This is a genomic window from Stenotrophomonas sp. 96582_Sma (assembly GCF_056480905.1).
This window is the reverse complement of sequence record NZ_CM151122.1, coordinates 1,259,015-1,273,046: the sequence shown is the minus strand read 5'-3', so window position 1 is coordinate 1,273,046 and position 14,032 is coordinate 1,259,015. Positions and strand designations below refer to the sequence as shown.

Annotated in this window: 13 protein-coding genes; 2 read left to right on the top strand and 11 right to left on the bottom strand. The window is 50.9% G+C overall.

The features are described 5' to 3' along the window. Positions 1-23: 23 nt before the first annotated feature. Together ACZK2R_RS05880 and ACZK2R_RS05875 are read left to right on the top strand one after the other, a co-directional pair. Positions 24-317 carry a hypothetical protein gene (locus ACZK2R_RS05880; protein WP_478487869.1) on the top strand — a complete coding sequence of 98 codons (294 nt, stop codon included), beginning with the start codon at positions 24-26 and terminating at the stop codon, positions 315-317. A gap of 136 nt (positions 318-453) precedes the next feature. Continuing rightward, on the top strand, positions 454-936 hold the full coding sequence (locus ACZK2R_RS05875; RefSeq protein ID WP_478487867.1) for a GIY-YIG nuclease family protein: 483 nt from the start codon (positions 454-456) through the stop codon (positions 934-936). Here ACZK2R_RS05875 and mobF read toward each other — a convergent pair. From mobF to ACZK2R_RS05820, 11 genes are all read right to left on the bottom strand, one after another. Next, entirely contained in the window at positions 923-3,727 is a 2,805-nt protein-coding gene (mobF, locus tag ACZK2R_RS05870; RefSeq protein ID WP_478487865.1) for a MobF family relaxase, read from the bottom strand. The genes ACZK2R_RS05875 and mobF overlap by 14 nt on opposite strands. Before the next feature lie 65 nt (positions 3,728-3,792). Then, on the bottom strand, positions 3,793-5,664 hold the full coding sequence (locus ACZK2R_RS05865; RefSeq protein ID WP_478487863.1) for a type IV secretion system DNA-binding domain-containing protein: 1,872 nt from the start codon (positions 5,662-5,664) through the stop codon (positions 3,793-3,795). 155 nt (positions 5,665-5,819) lie between these two features. Further along, positions 5,820-6,509 carry a murein L,D-transpeptidase catalytic domain family protein gene (locus ACZK2R_RS05860; RefSeq protein ID WP_478487861.1) on the bottom strand — a complete coding sequence of 230 codons (690 nt, stop codon included), beginning with the start codon at positions 6,507-6,509 and terminating at the stop codon, positions 5,820-5,822. A gap of 170 nt (positions 6,510-6,679) precedes the next feature. Continuing rightward, positions 6,680-7,189 carry a hypothetical protein gene (locus tag ACZK2R_RS05855; protein WP_478487859.1) on the bottom strand — a complete coding sequence of 170 codons (510 nt, stop codon included), beginning with the start codon at positions 7,187-7,189 and terminating at the stop codon, positions 6,680-6,682. Next, the gene (locus ACZK2R_RS05850) at positions 7,189-9,027 is read right to left on the bottom strand and encodes a TraM recognition domain-containing protein (protein WP_478487858.1); all 1,839 of its coding nucleotides are present in this window, start codon (positions 9,025-9,027) and stop codon (positions 7,189-7,191) included. The genes ACZK2R_RS05855 and ACZK2R_RS05850 overlap by 1 nt, the downstream gene beginning before the upstream one ends. Further along, complete coding sequence (locus ACZK2R_RS05845) at positions 9,024-10,262, bottom strand: DUF5710 domain-containing protein (protein WP_478487856.1); 1,239 nt, start codon at positions 10,260-10,262, stop codon at positions 9,024-9,026. The genes ACZK2R_RS05850 and ACZK2R_RS05845 overlap by 4 nt, the downstream gene beginning before the upstream one ends. A 16-nt stretch (positions 10,263-10,278) precedes the next feature. Beyond that, positions 10,279-10,722: a hypothetical protein gene (locus tag ACZK2R_RS05840; protein WP_478487855.1), complete on the bottom strand. Its 444-nt coding sequence runs from the start codon at positions 10,720-10,722 to the stop codon at positions 10,279-10,281. A gap of 83 nt (positions 10,723-10,805) precedes the next feature. Further along, complete coding sequence (locus tag ACZK2R_RS05835) at positions 10,806-11,645, bottom strand: hypothetical protein (protein WP_478487853.1); 840 nt, start codon at positions 11,643-11,645, stop codon at positions 10,806-10,808. After that, positions 11,642-12,055: a hypothetical protein gene (locus ACZK2R_RS05830; RefSeq protein ID WP_478487851.1), complete on the bottom strand. Its 414-nt coding sequence runs from the start codon at positions 12,053-12,055 to the stop codon at positions 11,642-11,644. The genes ACZK2R_RS05835 and ACZK2R_RS05830 overlap by 4 nt, the downstream gene beginning before the upstream one ends. A gap of 60 nt (positions 12,056-12,115) precedes the next feature. After that, positions 12,116-12,787: a hypothetical protein gene (locus ACZK2R_RS05825; RefSeq protein WP_478487850.1), complete on the bottom strand. Its 672-nt coding sequence runs from the start codon at positions 12,785-12,787 to the stop codon at positions 12,116-12,118. 38 nt (positions 12,788-12,825) lie between these two features. Then, the gene (locus tag ACZK2R_RS05820) at positions 12,826-13,203 is read right to left on the bottom strand and encodes a hypothetical protein (protein ID WP_478487849.1); all 378 of its coding nucleotides are present in this window, start codon (positions 13,201-13,203) and stop codon (positions 12,826-12,828) included. Positions 13,204-14,032: the final 829 nt, after the last annotated feature.

Here is a 14,032-nt window from a genome sequence, read left to right as displayed (position 1 = left end):
TCAAAACAGAAAGGGGGTGCGACATGTATTACATTGCCAAGCCGAAATCGTTCGCGACGACGATGCTGACGGCTCTTGTCTGCTTCTCCATCCTTCCAATCGTCGGAGCGATGATTTCGCTCTCGATTCTGTTCGTCTACTTCTTCTTCTCGAACCCGCGTCATATGCGTGAAGTCCCTCTGCACGCGAAGTTCTTGCGTAAGCAGCAATGGAAAACTGTGGTTATTTGGTCTGCGGTTCTGTTTGGCGTCTTCTACATCTTCTTGCTCGGCATTCCGCAGATGTTGTTGCTGCGCGGCTGGTCAATCTTTTCGTAATCGAATCAATCAATCGCCCCGGTGTCCTTCGCCCCGCTTCTCCGGCGGGGCTTTTTTATGCCTGACGATCTTGCGCAATTCGCATTTTACGTTACTTCTTAAAAGATGCTTATTAAACTTTTTAAGGAGAACACGAATGCAGAAAAAGAAATGGGGTCGCAGCCAAAAATACTATAAGCGCACTCGCTATCTTTACGCGCTCTTCTTTGACAACGAGAGAGCCGTTTATATCGGCCAATCAGTCGATTTAAAGAAGCGCTGGGCACAACACCGGTCAGCGGCAGGGAAATGGAACCGGCACTTTCGTCCGGTGGAGCTGGCGGCTTATGAGATGACTCAGCACGAAGCAGAAGCCATGGAAGAGCTATGGCGCTGCAAAGCCGTCCAGATGGGTTGGCGCGTCTATGGCCTCCCTCCCGGCATCCTTATCAACCCCTATCGGAGAGCGGGCCTCTGGAAGCGCTGGAAGGCCAGGAAGCTGGAATGGAAGACAGGGATGACGCCACTGCCACCGAGTCGCTTCCCGTGGAAGGGATTGGGAATGGGTATTGGGCTTCTCCTGGTCATGACAACAGCCCTTCCGTGGGCTGCAACACTCTTGCTGGTCAGTGGAATCTGAAAGACTGGGAAGGCATCGGACGCTCTGCGATTAGGCTTTGCTTTTCCGCTTCCTCTCGCTCCTTCCTCAACTTCATCGCATGAAGCCTGAGTCGCTGCATCGCGTCTTGTCTTCCATCCGCTTCCTCGCACAAACCGGTCTCAAACACGTTCTCTTTGAGACGTTCCAGCGCGACACGCGTGTGCAACCGCTCTTTCTCATCGCTGGTCACGTAGAGACGGTATTTCCCGGAAGTCAGTCGAGTGAACGCCACCAACGCAGAAGCGTTGTCGGTCATCCCGATGTTGCCTAAGTGGAAAACCTCCTTAGCCCCCTGCCCCTGGGATTTGTGAACGGTCATCGCGTAAGCGTGATCGAACGTGTTGTAGAACTTCTCGTTGAAGTGAAAGCGATGCCCGTCTGCTGTCCTGACGTGGATGTTCAAGCTGTCGTCATTTCTCGAACGGCTCAGCTTTTCAATGACCGCTTCTGTGCCGTTGATGACCCCAAGATTTCGGTTCTTGACGTTGAAGCGGATGCGGTCTCCCTTGACGAACTCCCGGCCTTCAAACTTTCCGTTTTGCAGCGTCTTGACCACCACATCTTTGGGGCCCAGCTGCCCCAGCTTACGAAGCTCTTCGCGAATCCCTTTATTGATCGCCCGGACCTCCGCGCGTGCGTGAGCCAAGATGATCTTGTCGGATGACGGCTCTTTGCTTGCCATGAAATCCTTGATCAGGGCAGCAATCGACTGAGACTTCTTCTCGTATTCGTCAATCGCACCACGTGCTTCCAGCATACCGACAATGCCCACTCCTTTTTCCAGCGTTTCGCGATGAGACCGCGTTCCGATTTCGAGACGCTCGTGCCCGTTGTTGACGTAGAACGCTTTCGCAATGTCCAAGTCTGCTTGCGCCTTCTGGCGGCGGATTTCCGTGAGCTTTTCAGAGCCGATCACGTCCCTTACCAGGGTCATTCCACTACCAGCGCCAATGGGTTGGAGCTGCTCTGCATCTCCCATCAGAACAAGTTTGCAAGCGGCCTTCTCCGTCAACGCCATGATTTCGAGCAAGTCCCCTGTTGAGACCATGCCGCACTCATCCAGCACCACAACATCGTCGCGGTGGAACTGGACCTTGCCTCGGTCTACGTCAGCAAGCAATTGAGCGACAGAACTGCACTCCATGCCTGACTCTTCTTGCAGCTTCTTCGCCGCAGCATTGGAGACAGCGATGCCGAACATGCGCTTGCCCTGGCTTTGGAACGCGGCGTTCGTGATCTTGGTAATAGTTGTCTTGCCGGTTCCTGCCAACCCTTCTACCAGCACTACGCCTTGGTTTGAGGTGACGTGGTTGACAATGAGTCGCTGCTCATCGGAAATCTTGAAGCCCGCCTCTCTTTGGAAGTGGCCGATGCTAGAAAGAACGGCGGCTGCCGGGATCTCATGATGGTCCTCTTTCATTCGACGCTGCGCGCTTTGCAGCACCACGATCTCTTGGTCTGCCATCCAGCCTGCGGCGTAGCGATTCTCAGTGAAACGCCGCGCCAGATGCGGCCCGTGATCTTCCTTTGCCAGCTTCTTGGCTCCAACTGTAACCAGTTCTTTTTCCTTCAAAAACGCAGTCAACTGTCCTTCTATCTCAGCAGCAGACATGAGACCGCAATTCTCGTGATAGATCTCGCGCACTGCGTCTCTGTGAGTGAACACCGATTCGTTTTCGTGCAGACGCTCAACGATTTGCTCGTTCGTCTTTGCTGCCAGCAACTCTTTTTGTTCGATGCCCTTCAATTCAGCAGTGTTCTGAATGAAGTCGCCTTCTTGCGATGCGAGCCACCCCTTCCACATTTCGAACATTTCTTCCAACGGTGGTTCGTCTTTGTTCTGACGCGTTGCCATGCATGCCGCCTGGGCACTGACTCCATGTTCTTTCTGATAAGCCAGGATCTCTTTGCGACGGCTGCTCGCGCTCTCGATCAAGTCTGCGTCTACGCCTGCAATCCGAGTGATGACTTTACCCGTTTCGCGGCGTGAGTCGTCCAATTCGTTGAAACGTTCAAGCTTGTAGCCTAGTTCGTGCATGTTGCTGTAAAGATGTGCTTTGTAGATCTCATCAGCCGTTCGCGCGTGATTGTAGATTTCAAACGCGTCAAACGTGCCCCATACCCCATCAACCCCGCGCGCCACACCATAAACCAAATGGTGCGTGTGCAGCTGCGCTTCCAAATTCCGATTAGCGAAGTGCGTGTGCGCCGAATAGATCAGGCCTTCCGTATCGATCACGGTCTTTCCTTTGTGGCCTCGTCGCGTTTCGACCTTGCTTTCGTAGTATTTCATTGCGGCGCGACACGCATCGTTGTGCGCCTTCACGATGCGCCGTTTCTCTTCTTCGTCTGCAATGATTAGAGCGATGGAGATGTCTTTGGGCGCTGACATGGTGATGTCAAAGCCGATGCGATGACCTCCCTTGATCAGTTCAATCGGCTTTCCGTTGGTGTCAAGAACCACCTTGCCCTGCTTGTCCTTTTTGATTTCCAGCTTGGGTTTCTGGCCTGCGTTCTGACAAAGCGCTCTGCCGTCATCCGGAGCAAAGCCTTCGGCCAGCTTTGTCATTGCTTCAATCGTGACTTCTTTTCCTTCGAGCTTTAAAGCCAAAGTCAGATTGCCACCCCAATACGTCAGACCGCTCCGCTCTTTCCCATCTTCTTTATAGTAGTAGCCCACGGCGTGAGCATCACTGCTCTCGTTTTTGAGATACGCGATGGCGTTCTGCACACCCGCTCTTGTTTGTTTTAGCGCAGTTACGTTTTGCATGTGTCACTCCTATTTTTTTTTATTTGCACATCAAATAGAAGTAACATGAGTTAGAAAAAAGGCAATCAATCAAACCCAAACGGATTCTCATCACCAACGGGCGGCTTATCAATTTTGACTCGCACAACGTCTCTCGCACCATTGCGCTTCAAGTGCTTTTCAAGAATAGAAGCAACGGAAAAAGGCGCTCCATCTTGCACCTGGGTGTCTGCTTCCTTGATGGTTTCAACGCTATACCCTTCGCCGTTATCCCCCGCTATCACCTCGATCTTTGGCGCTGGAACGTTGGGCTTTGCGACTTCTCGCATCCACTTTGCTTCCACCTGCCCTTCTCTGCGTTTCGGGTATTTGCGACCAGGAAAGAGAAGCAACATCGGGTCCCAACCGGAGATTGAGACGATGGCTTTGACTCCAAAGCCGTCCGGTTTGATCTTCTTGCTCTTGATCGGCCCGAGTTCTGCGGTCAATTCATGCGGAGACACAGCGTTACGGCTTTCTTCGTGCACGACAGCTTTGTCTTGGTGGCTATACCAAGACACCTTCTTCTTCCCAAAGCGCTGAGAAATCAGGTCACGGGTTTCAGACGGCTGAATTTGACACGCGATGTGCGTTCCAATCATTGATTGAAGCGTTGCCGCCTCTTTGTCTCCATACACCCGCTGGACTTGCATAAAGTCTTGGAAGCCAATGTATGCCACTACGCCTTTTGACCGGCCCATTTCGAACAGCCCATCGATGTTGAGACGCGCAATAGAGGTCAACTCATCGAAGAAGAACCCCAGGAACCGGCCTTCTTCGTTGTCCGGCAAACTTGGCGAGAGGATCTCGGGCACTGCGCAGTTGATGAGCGCGCCGATGTATGCAGCCGTCAGCCCTGCGTCCGGGCCAGCTTGCACGATGACTTGCTTACGCCCCTCATAGCCGTCTTTGACCCACTCTGACATCGCAAAACGGCGCTTGCCGACCGTTGGCCAAGCGGTTGCCAAGTCGTTGATCATGCGGCTGAGCCCCGCTAGGGTGGCTTGGATCGACTGGACGGTCTCTCCGCCGCCAGCTACTAGATTTGTGGCTTGTTTGTGCCACGTCATCATCGTCACCACCCACTCTTCCTGCGAGCGGTTGATAGACGCGGCGAGGTCTGCAAAACCCCAGGCTAAGGGCTTAGTGGCTTGCAGCTCTTTGATTGCGCCCACTAACAATGATCGGGCAGCGAGAATCCAGAAATTGCCTTTGTCGTTCCCTGGATCGTTGATGATTGACGCGGCAAAGACCTCAGCCTTAATCGGCGTATCCACGTCTTTCGCCACGTCCCAAACGTATGACCGTTGGTCGAACGGACAGACGATGATCGGTTGCCGGAATATGGACGTGTAGGTGCCTTTTACATCGTAAATAAAGCACTTTTGGTTCTTCTTGATCGCGTGCCGGATGGTCTGACTCATGATGACCGACTTGCCGGAGCCTGGGCTTCCGACGACCAGGACATGCCTGCTCGCTTGCTTCTTCGAGATGACCAATTCCGGATGGATAAGAACGGAATGTGGGTCTGTCTGCTGCTCTTTGACTGACAACGAGCGATGCCGCATCTCGCTAACGGCTTCCTTGTCTTTCAGCAGCCGTGGCCCGGAAATGTCTCGCTCGTTGTTGCGAGGCTTGAACGCAGAGCGAGACGCAAACCAGCTTAAAGAAAGCGCTGCTCCCCATGCCAACCCGATTTGGAGATAGATGAGGGCGGGATAGACCGTCTCTGTTCGGACCACTCGCAGGAATTCAGACAAGACGGGGCTTTGGTAACCTCCCAGGGCGAACACGTCGAACGATGTCAGCAGGCTTCCAGGAAGAAGCATCCGAAAAGGGAGTGGGGTTGGATTGGGAATGAATTGAGTCGCGAACAGCGACAGTGGGTAGGCAGCGCAAAGGATGAGAAGGAAGACCAAGAGGCCTTCATTCCAGTAGCGAACAGGTGTAGACGGCTCAACTGTGCCTGGAACCGACCCAAAAAAATGCTGGTAGACCCTTCTTCTATTTCTTGCCATAAAAACACCCCTTTCCCCAATGCGTTAGAAAAAGGGTATTTCAGATTCGGCATTCGTCAATTGTTCGCAAACCATTTCTGTTGGTCATACGATGAAGGCGAGGGCCATTTCAGGTTGTTGACCAAGCATCGGTTTTCTTTGACACGTCGATTCCAAATCAGCGGTAGAGGGTTGCCGGTGGAACACGTCTCTACCGCTTTTCCACCGTCAATCCAGAGGACCGCATCAGAAAGCCCCTGCTTCTCTAAGCTCATCAGGACTTCATTTCTGACAGCGGGACAACCTTCCGAGCGCCCCACCCGTCCAGGGCGAACATAGGTGGCTGGATGCATAACTACGGCACGCTGCCGGGCGTTCGTATTCCAGCCTTGGGTAAGGCCGTCTAAGCGCCTCGACCAGCCCGAGACGCCTTGATAGCGCTCAGATATGCGGTAGAGCCCAAGAGAGGTGGCAAGGCTCCCTTCGACGTTTGAGAAGCGCTGAGGCACGTCTGCGCCACTCCCAACGCCATGAGCTACGTAGTCAGTGAGGATGATTTTTCCAGTGTCCAAGTCTAACACACGGAGACGCGGCGAGTCCTTGGATTTGGTCATGTCTGCAATAAGCAGGAGCCTTGGGGCTAGACCAGCGCACTGAATTGCTTCGAGGGCCCTGCGGGCTGGCGCATCTAAACTCGTGGTGAGCACAAAAGCGTTGCCTGACAGCGGCAGAAGAGCGAGGGAAGTTAGTAATAGCGTCTTTTTCATTGTCATGTTCTCCTATATTTCAAATGTTGTTTGTGAGTAGTCAGACTACCCATAAATTAATTGAAACAGAGAACAGAAAATGGACAAGTATTGATGAATGACTAAAACCCGTAAATGTGAAAAAGGGCCGATTTTTCAATCGACCCTTTTACTCAAACCGCGCTTCAATTTCAGGAGAACGATGGACCTTTGTCCCCGCGACCTGGACCGTCATACTTCTTGTCCAACGCCCTTTGTTCTTTTTGACGCTCTTCATAGCGTTCGATTTCCTCTTCCTGGAATGCAGCCCACCGGTTAGTTGTAACCTGCTTCGGCGCTCTTTCATCGATTACCATACCCTTACGCACGCGACGATCTTTCAACTTTTGCAGAACGTCGGTCTCAACGAGTTCGATGTTGCGAGGTTCAGTGCGACCGAACTGAGACCTCATCACGTGCTCAACGTCTTCCGGAGTTTGAAACGAAGATACCTCTTTCTCATACCTCCGTTGACCTTGGACCTGTTTTGCATGCACTTCTTTCAACGCTTCTTCCTGCTTCGCTCGCTCTGATGGAATCACTGACGGCTTCTCGCGTAACAGATTCACTTCTTGTTCGAGAAGTTGTCTGCGCCTACCTGCGGCCTCTGCAAGAGCGTTTGCTCTATCTAAACCGTCTTGTTGTCTTTCAATGTCGTTCATTAGATACCTCCAAATTCAAGTAAACAGTCTTTTAAATATTGCACAGTTTCCGGTTTTGACAAGTCGTCAATGTCTTTCGATTGCACAAAATCAACAGTGATGTAGTCAACTGATTTGACGCCAGCACGATGAAGACCCATAAAGGGCTCCCCGAGACCGACATGCGCGGCAAACTGCTCTTGCTTGACGATTTCCTGCTCTTTATGCTGCACACGAGCCGAGTTCTTTCTCATGAGCGCTACTTCTTCGTAGTTTATTTTGTCCGGATTTCTATCCAGCTTATCCGCTGCTGAGTTTCGATTCATCAACACTTCGTATTTGCGCATCTCACGCAAATTCGAGTAATTAGGATGATTCACGTCATTCATAATCGAAGTTGACAAATCATCGTAGGTAGACGAATAGTCAACGCCTTGGACTTGATGAACAGAAGAAGTCAGCTTTGCCCTACCGTATTTCTTTTGAATGTAAGCCAAGGTCTCCGCAGACACGTTGAATGCCACGTCGCTTGTCATTTGAAGCAAGAAGGCGTCGGCGGCGTTGTTGCTACCCAAAGCGATTCTAAGTGATTCGACCCCTTGCGTGCCCGCAAAAATGGTCATTCCAAGGCTTCTGCAAATCGAGAAGAACTCCGCGTCTTTGAGCCCGCAAATCAAGTGAACTTCATCAATGATGCAGACGACCTTCGTTTCTGTTTTCGACCACTGCGGCCTTTCTCCGCGTGACTTGATGAGACGGAAAACCCGTTGTTTTACGAGTGAATTGATGATCGTTGATGCTGCTCCATAAACAGCTTCGTTGAGGTCAATGGTGACGCTTTTGCCTCTGATCACTTCCTCGGGGTGGAAGTCTCCCTTCTCATGAAGCATCCAAGGCACGTTTTCAGAGCAAACAAGCTTAGTGCCCTGTGCGAGCTGATCGAACTTGTTTTGCAGCGACAACGTGAAACTCGTCTGTTGTTCCGCACTCAATTTTTGAAACTCGCTAGTGTAGTGCCCGATTGCACGAGTCAAAAGAGAACCAGGGCGAGCCAGCTCAGGATGAATGAGACCCCTTGCTTTTCTTTCTTCAAAGTCGGAAATCGACAGATTCTCGTCTTGATAGCCGATGAAGTCGAATAGTCTAACGAGGTCTGAGGAGTAGTGAGTTTTAGTGACACCATTTTTATCGGTGCTCGACTGAACCCCTGAACGTAGAATTTGATAGATAGAGATTAGACCTTGTGCCGAATCTCGATAGGGTTCTGCAAGAAGAAGTTCGGTGATTGTCTGCACTTCTTCGTGAAGATCAACAATGCGTTCGTCGTATATGCTCTCTTCTCCCTTTAAATAGGCCTGGTGAGATTTAAGCTGCAAGAACGCCAATTCTTCGTCGTGTTCAATCAGCTTGTCGCAGTAATAGTTGCGCATCTTTGATTCCATATCTCTTGACGCAGCAGACCAGATGTGAATGGCATACCTGCACAGCGTTCTTGAACCGTCATCCCAGAGTTTGGATCTTGCATCAACTTCCGAACCCCCAACGTCGAACAACCCAGCTTCGATTTGTTCGATGTCTAAACCCTCGAACATGCCGAACCGAATGCCTTTTCGAAGAACTTGATCGAAAGCATTCGCATACTCAGCGCCAAGCGCCCCTTTCCCGCATAAGGCGAGAAGGCCAAGCTTCTGTCTTCCAGATTTGGTTCTAAGCAATTGACTGACGACCTTTTTCTTAATATCTCTATCGTTCTTGTTGGCCAACCCCAGTTTGAGCACTTGGCTTAGTCTCAAAGACGACTCATCGTCCGTTCCAGTAAGAGTGGTTGGTTTAAAATTTGTGCTTTCTAGTAAAGTCATTGTTCACCTCCGTTGTTTTGAGAATTTGGTTTTTCTTGATGGGTTAAATCGTATGCAATATTGTTTGCAAGCACACAGTAAGTAATGTTGTTGATAACGACCGTCTTACCAGAGCCAGTCGGCCCCATGGTGACAGCTCCCCGTCCCGCATCGTTGATGCTGAAATTGATGCCTACCCCAGGGGCTGGGGAATTCGCATATCCTTTTTGAGAGACGATGCCTTTGCTTTGGCCGATTTGAATGCGCAACGACTGGTCTTCAACCGAAGCTTTCGCCTGCCGAGCTTTTTGAATTTGGAACGCTTCTCGCTCCGATCCCAACCTGCTCATTGAATTGTCGTTGCTGAAATTCGCCAAATTCACGGCACGCACGTTGGATTGCTGCTTGCAATAGTAGAGCGCATAAAGAGACGTTAGACCGAAGATGAAAGACGAAAGCACGGAGCCTAGAAATCCGCTAATTGCGAACGCAGAAGCCGATACCACAGCAGTCAGGGTAATCAACACACTAACGCTGACCGCCATCCAAAGTCGTCGAACTCTCAGAAAAGCCATGTCGTTCTGCTTTCCAAAAATGAACGGCAAAACACTTACAAAAACCCATGCCAAACACGCAGTCGATAAGAATCCAATCATTGAAAGAGACGCTGAGCTACCCATTGCGGATGATGCGGCAACGGAATAAGGAAGAAGCAGCAGAAGAAGGGCTGACTTCATCATTTCAACCTGCCCGTTCCAGGCTCTTTGATAGATCGTCAGCAGATATGGGGCCGACAGAAACAAAAGCGGGATACTCAGGAGAAGAGACCCGGTGACTTGGAATCCAAAGAAAGCCAGTGCTGCAATGGCAGGCAAAGCGGCATACATGAGAGGCATTGCGAGCGATGTAACGCCTGTTGATGAGTCTTGCGGAAGTCGATACGACTCCAAAGGCTTCCCGCTTCTCGTCAAGTAGTTTTTCGTGTCCTTGGGCGGTATTAGGTCCGCTTCGACTCTGGGGAACCAGCGTTTGAACGCTTGCAAATCGAGATTCTCTGGAACGACAAAACAACGAATGTCGGAATCGTAATTGGCTCCCGCCAGGATTGCGGCTTCTTCTTCTTCAAGAGGGACGTCCAGGTATCTGGACTCGACAATGTGAATTGAATTGGGGTCAATCGTCACATCTTCATATCGATCTACCGCCCTCTGCAAAATTCTTACATCTGTATTTCTTGTAAATTTTCCAACTAACATAAGCACCTCCTTTTTATTAATATCTGGACATTGGATCTGGATGCGATGGGGCTTCCTCTTGCTCTTGGGTCTTGGAAGACACGACCGCTTTCTGCACAAGGGATTGAATGAATGACCCAGAACCCGTTCCTGCGGAGACGGCTTTCTTAGTGAAAGCTCCTGCTGTCCCGAGCGCAAGGGAAAGCAGGAGGGCGAGAGCTACCGCTCGAATCCCTATCACGCTTCTGAATTCCTCGACAACCTGGGTAGCCAACAATTGATCTTGCTCCCAAATCTCAGCACTCTTTTTATCAGTGGGGAGGTAGCGGTCTTGCTGCAAATAGTAGAACGACTGCGCCACAGAACCTTCCATATTTTTTCGTATACCCAAAAATTCTGTTGGGCTTGCAATAAGCAAGCGCCCGTGAAGGGCGAGGAACTTAGACCCGAAGTGAATTTTCTTCTTTGACTTCTCAAACATTGATTTCTCCTTTTAATTGAATCATTATTTATGTATACAACGAATTCTGTGAGTGACAACCCCTACTCACAGAAAATTAAAGACTAAAATTGATAGCCTTCCAGCTTTTGAGCCACTTCTTTTTGCCATTGGCTCTTCTCGGGCTCTGCCCTCTTCTCCACCGGCTTTGCAGCGCGTTCGCCCTTTACAGTTGGCCGTTTTGCTTCCGGTCTTTTCTGCGCGACAGCAGTTGGAGCTTCCAATACGAGCTGTTCTTCTACACCTGGTTGCAGGGGAAGCGGCGGCAACGCTCGGGGTGGCTCTTCAACCGTTGGAAGAACTGCTTGGATCGGTGCGAGCACTTGCGTTGGCTCGGCTGCGCGCTCCGTCTTTGTTTGCTCTGTCGATGAAGCCTTAGTGACTTCAACAGTGTCTCGGGTTTTGAACAACCAAGCTCCGACAAGAACGATGCTGAGGGCGATTGGAATACTGCACAGCATCCAAAACTTTGTCCGTGTCTGACGCTGCACACTGTTGTTTCCCGCTGATGGCTCTCGACTGCTTTTGGTTGCCAGAGCTTCAACGTCTGCACCCTTAATCGCCTCTTGCTCTTCGCGTTTCAGCCGCCGCTTCTCTTTCTCCGCTTGAATTTTCGCTTCCGTCTTTTCCTTGAACGCCTGCAGAGATTTCACTGCAATCCTCGCTCCTTTCTCCGCGAATTGAGTTGCTGCTTTTGCTTGCGCAGCAGCCAAGTCGGCGTTCTTCTTGATGCGCTCCCGATTCTTTGAAGAGATGATGCGAGACTCTTCTTCCCAATCCAGTTCCGGCTCCGGCTCAACGCGCTTTTCCTCCGCACGAACGGGCGCAGGCTTCTCAGTGAGCGTTCCCTCTTCTCTCTCTTTCATTAGTCGCTTGATGCGTTCTTCTCTCGTTTCTGTATTCATAAGATCACCGAACCATCATTCGCAATTTTCTTGATAAAAAACCCGTCTGTCATCTCTTCCTGTGGCCGTTCCAGATCGCAAAACGGCAGACTGCTATATCGATAGTTTGGTTCAGAAGTAGTTGCTGCATCCTTAGCTCCGACGACAATTTGGCACTTCGCCGTTGATGAGACGGCAATCACTACACCGTCGATGCCTAGTTCTTGATCGTGAGTAGCGTTCGTATCGCAAAACGGCAGACTGCTATATCGATAGTTAGGTTCAGAAGTGGTTGCTGCACCCTTAGCTCCGACGAAAATTTGGCACTTCGCCGTTGATGAGACGGCAACAGTCTCATTCTTGATTTGTTCGGCATGCACAATCGCCGATGAAAACAGCAGAAGGGCAGTGGCTATTGATGATTTCTTCATTTCATTTCTCCTTGTTTAGAAAGAGCGGTCAGCGCATGACTAACCGCTCCTATGGTTTGCTTACAAGCTGGTGATTGGGCTGATGACAATCTCGTGCACCCCGATACAATTCGCCGAAACGGTGGCATGCGGCATTTGTGCGTCACCAACAACCGCCCCTGAAACGATTGCTTTGGGGGGAGTTGAGTAAGCGCCAAGATCAAGCAACCCGACTCCCCTGTTTCTCAAAAGCTCAGCGGGCTTCAAGCACATCGCTTTGTCTGATCCTCTCAACTCAACTTCCAGCTTCGAGTCGGGCTTCTTGTTCTTGATCAAGCTCGCAAGCTTGTCGAAGACCGCTGCTGTTTCAGCCGACGGGTTGCGAAGATCATTGGGGTCGTATTGCAATCGCAATTCTTTCAATTCGCTCTTGCGTTCACTTCCTTGCACCACTTCTTCGGTCTTCACTTGCGCTTGCAATCCCGCGCGCTTCGCTGCTTCTTCGACGGCCTTGGCTTCTTTGAGCTGAGCCGAATAAGACGCGACACCGGCAACGACAGCGCCACCCGCGCAAGCTCTGAGGGCGTTGTCGCTGTTGCCCGTGAACTTCGCCAGCAAAGCACCTCCCGCACAGCCCACGATTGAGGCTCTTGCGACACGGCCCTTGTCGGCGTGGAAGACACCTGGGGCGGTCGCGCATGCACTCAAAGCCAGAGCGGTAACGATGGATGTGACTAATAATTTAGATTTCATAGATGGTTCTCCTGTGTGTGATAAATGTTTTTGACGGGTTATTGATCAGCCAAACTCTTGCCCGTCTGATGCTTCTGAGCTGGCTGTTCTTGAATGCGAGGAGATGCTAAAAGGATCTCGCTCATTGCATTGATGAAATGACTCATCTGTTCTTTCGTCTGCGCAATCGATTCATCGTGCGAACGTCGCATGAGTTGAACTGCGTCGTAGATTTTGATTTGGTTTTCAATCGAATCGCGCTCAATCTTCTTGGACAGATTCGTCAATTCTTTTTTCGTCTGATCGTCAGTTGAAGAAAGGCCCCGCTCGAAATAAAGGCGCGCGAGGGCGTTTTCTGGAATCCGCAACTGCTTCGCTCTCTCGCTCATTTGACTGAGCGTTGTCGCATCAATGTTGTATGTTTTTCGCTTCTTCAATGCTCTCTCCTTTTACTTTCTTCAACTCTATGGTTTAGGTATAGATCGGATTTCAAATTCGTCAATACCATTGCACTCAGCTTTTCTTTCAAGCACGACAAGGCTCTGGCCGCTTTTCAGCGTCAGATTGAGTGCAACACATTGGATTCACCGGCTAACGCTTACGGCTCTAAGAGTTTTGCGGCGGTACTCACGCAGAATTGGACGCAAGACGAAAACACCACGGTGCGTCTTGTGTATGTTCTAACCCCTTAGATCCATCAGGGGGAGACGCGTCAGGTTTTTCTCATGAAGGCTGCAAGTGATGGCGCAAGACTTTTGAAAAAAGTCGCCGCTAGCCATCGCCAGCCGCTAACCTCCAAGCCAGCATTCCCGGATTGGACACGTCAGGTTCGGCTTTTGATTTTTTGCTTTTACGCTTCTGCTCTTCGCTCTACCGCGTTTCGCATTACCTACCTGTCAACCTTCTAAGCCTGCATCCGCTTATTAAACTTTTCCCGTCCCCCTTCCCATCGCCCGCCTCTTCCTTTTCCCCAGCCTCACTCACCTATCCAACGCCCCTCACTCCCGCACGACCGCCTCATCACCATCCACCTTCGTCCTGGACAATCACCACCCGCCCACACTCACTTCCGTCCGCCACTCCCCTCGCTTCCGGCCAACTTCAATGACTACTCGCGCCTGCCGAAATCCACGCCTCAGCCCGCGTTTTAGTCAAGTGAGAGGGCGAACATGAGTGGGAAGGGGTTGGGAGGATGGGACAGGAAAAGTTAAATAAGCGCCTGCCAAAATCCGAGCACAAAAAAAAGCCTCCACGAATGGGAGGCTT

Coding starts and splice junctions, on each gene's coding strand:
- ACZK2R_RS05850 (WP_478487858.1), bottom strand. CDS start 9,027: ATGACTTTACTAGAAAGCACAAATTTTAAACCAACCACTCTTACTGGA.
- ACZK2R_RS05855 (WP_478487859.1), bottom strand. CDS start 7,189: ATGAACGACATTGAAAGACAACAAGACGGTTTAGATAGAGCAAACGCT.
- mobF (WP_478487865.1), bottom strand. CDS start 3,727: ATGCAAAACGTAACTGCGCTAAAACAAACAAGAGCGGGTGTGCAGAAC.
- ACZK2R_RS05860 (WP_478487861.1), bottom strand. CDS start 6,509: ATGAAAAAGACGCTATTACTAACTTCCCTCGCTCTTCTGCCGCTGTCA.
- ACZK2R_RS05845 (WP_478487856.1), bottom strand. CDS start 10,262: ATGTTAGTTGGAAAATTTACAAGAAATACAGATGTAAGAATTTTGCAG.
- ACZK2R_RS05830 (WP_478487851.1), bottom strand. CDS start 12,055: ATGAAGAAATCATCAATAGCCACTGCCCTTCTGCTGTTTTCATCGGCG.
- ACZK2R_RS05880 (WP_478487869.1), top strand. CDS start 24: ATGTATTACATTGCCAAGCCGAAATCGTTCGCGACGACGATGCTGACG.
- ACZK2R_RS05835 (WP_478487853.1), bottom strand. CDS start 11,645: ATGAATACAGAAACGAGAGAAGAACGCATCAAGCGACTAATGAAAGAG.
- ACZK2R_RS05840 (WP_478487855.1), bottom strand. CDS start 10,722: ATGTTTGAGAAGTCAAAGAAGAAAATTCACTTCGGGTCTAAGTTCCTC.
- ACZK2R_RS05825 (WP_478487850.1), bottom strand. CDS start 12,787: ATGAAATCTAAATTATTAGTCACATCCATCGTTACCGCTCTGGCTTTG.
- ACZK2R_RS05875 (WP_478487867.1), top strand. CDS start 454: ATGCAGAAAAAGAAATGGGGTCGCAGCCAAAAATACTATAAGCGCACT.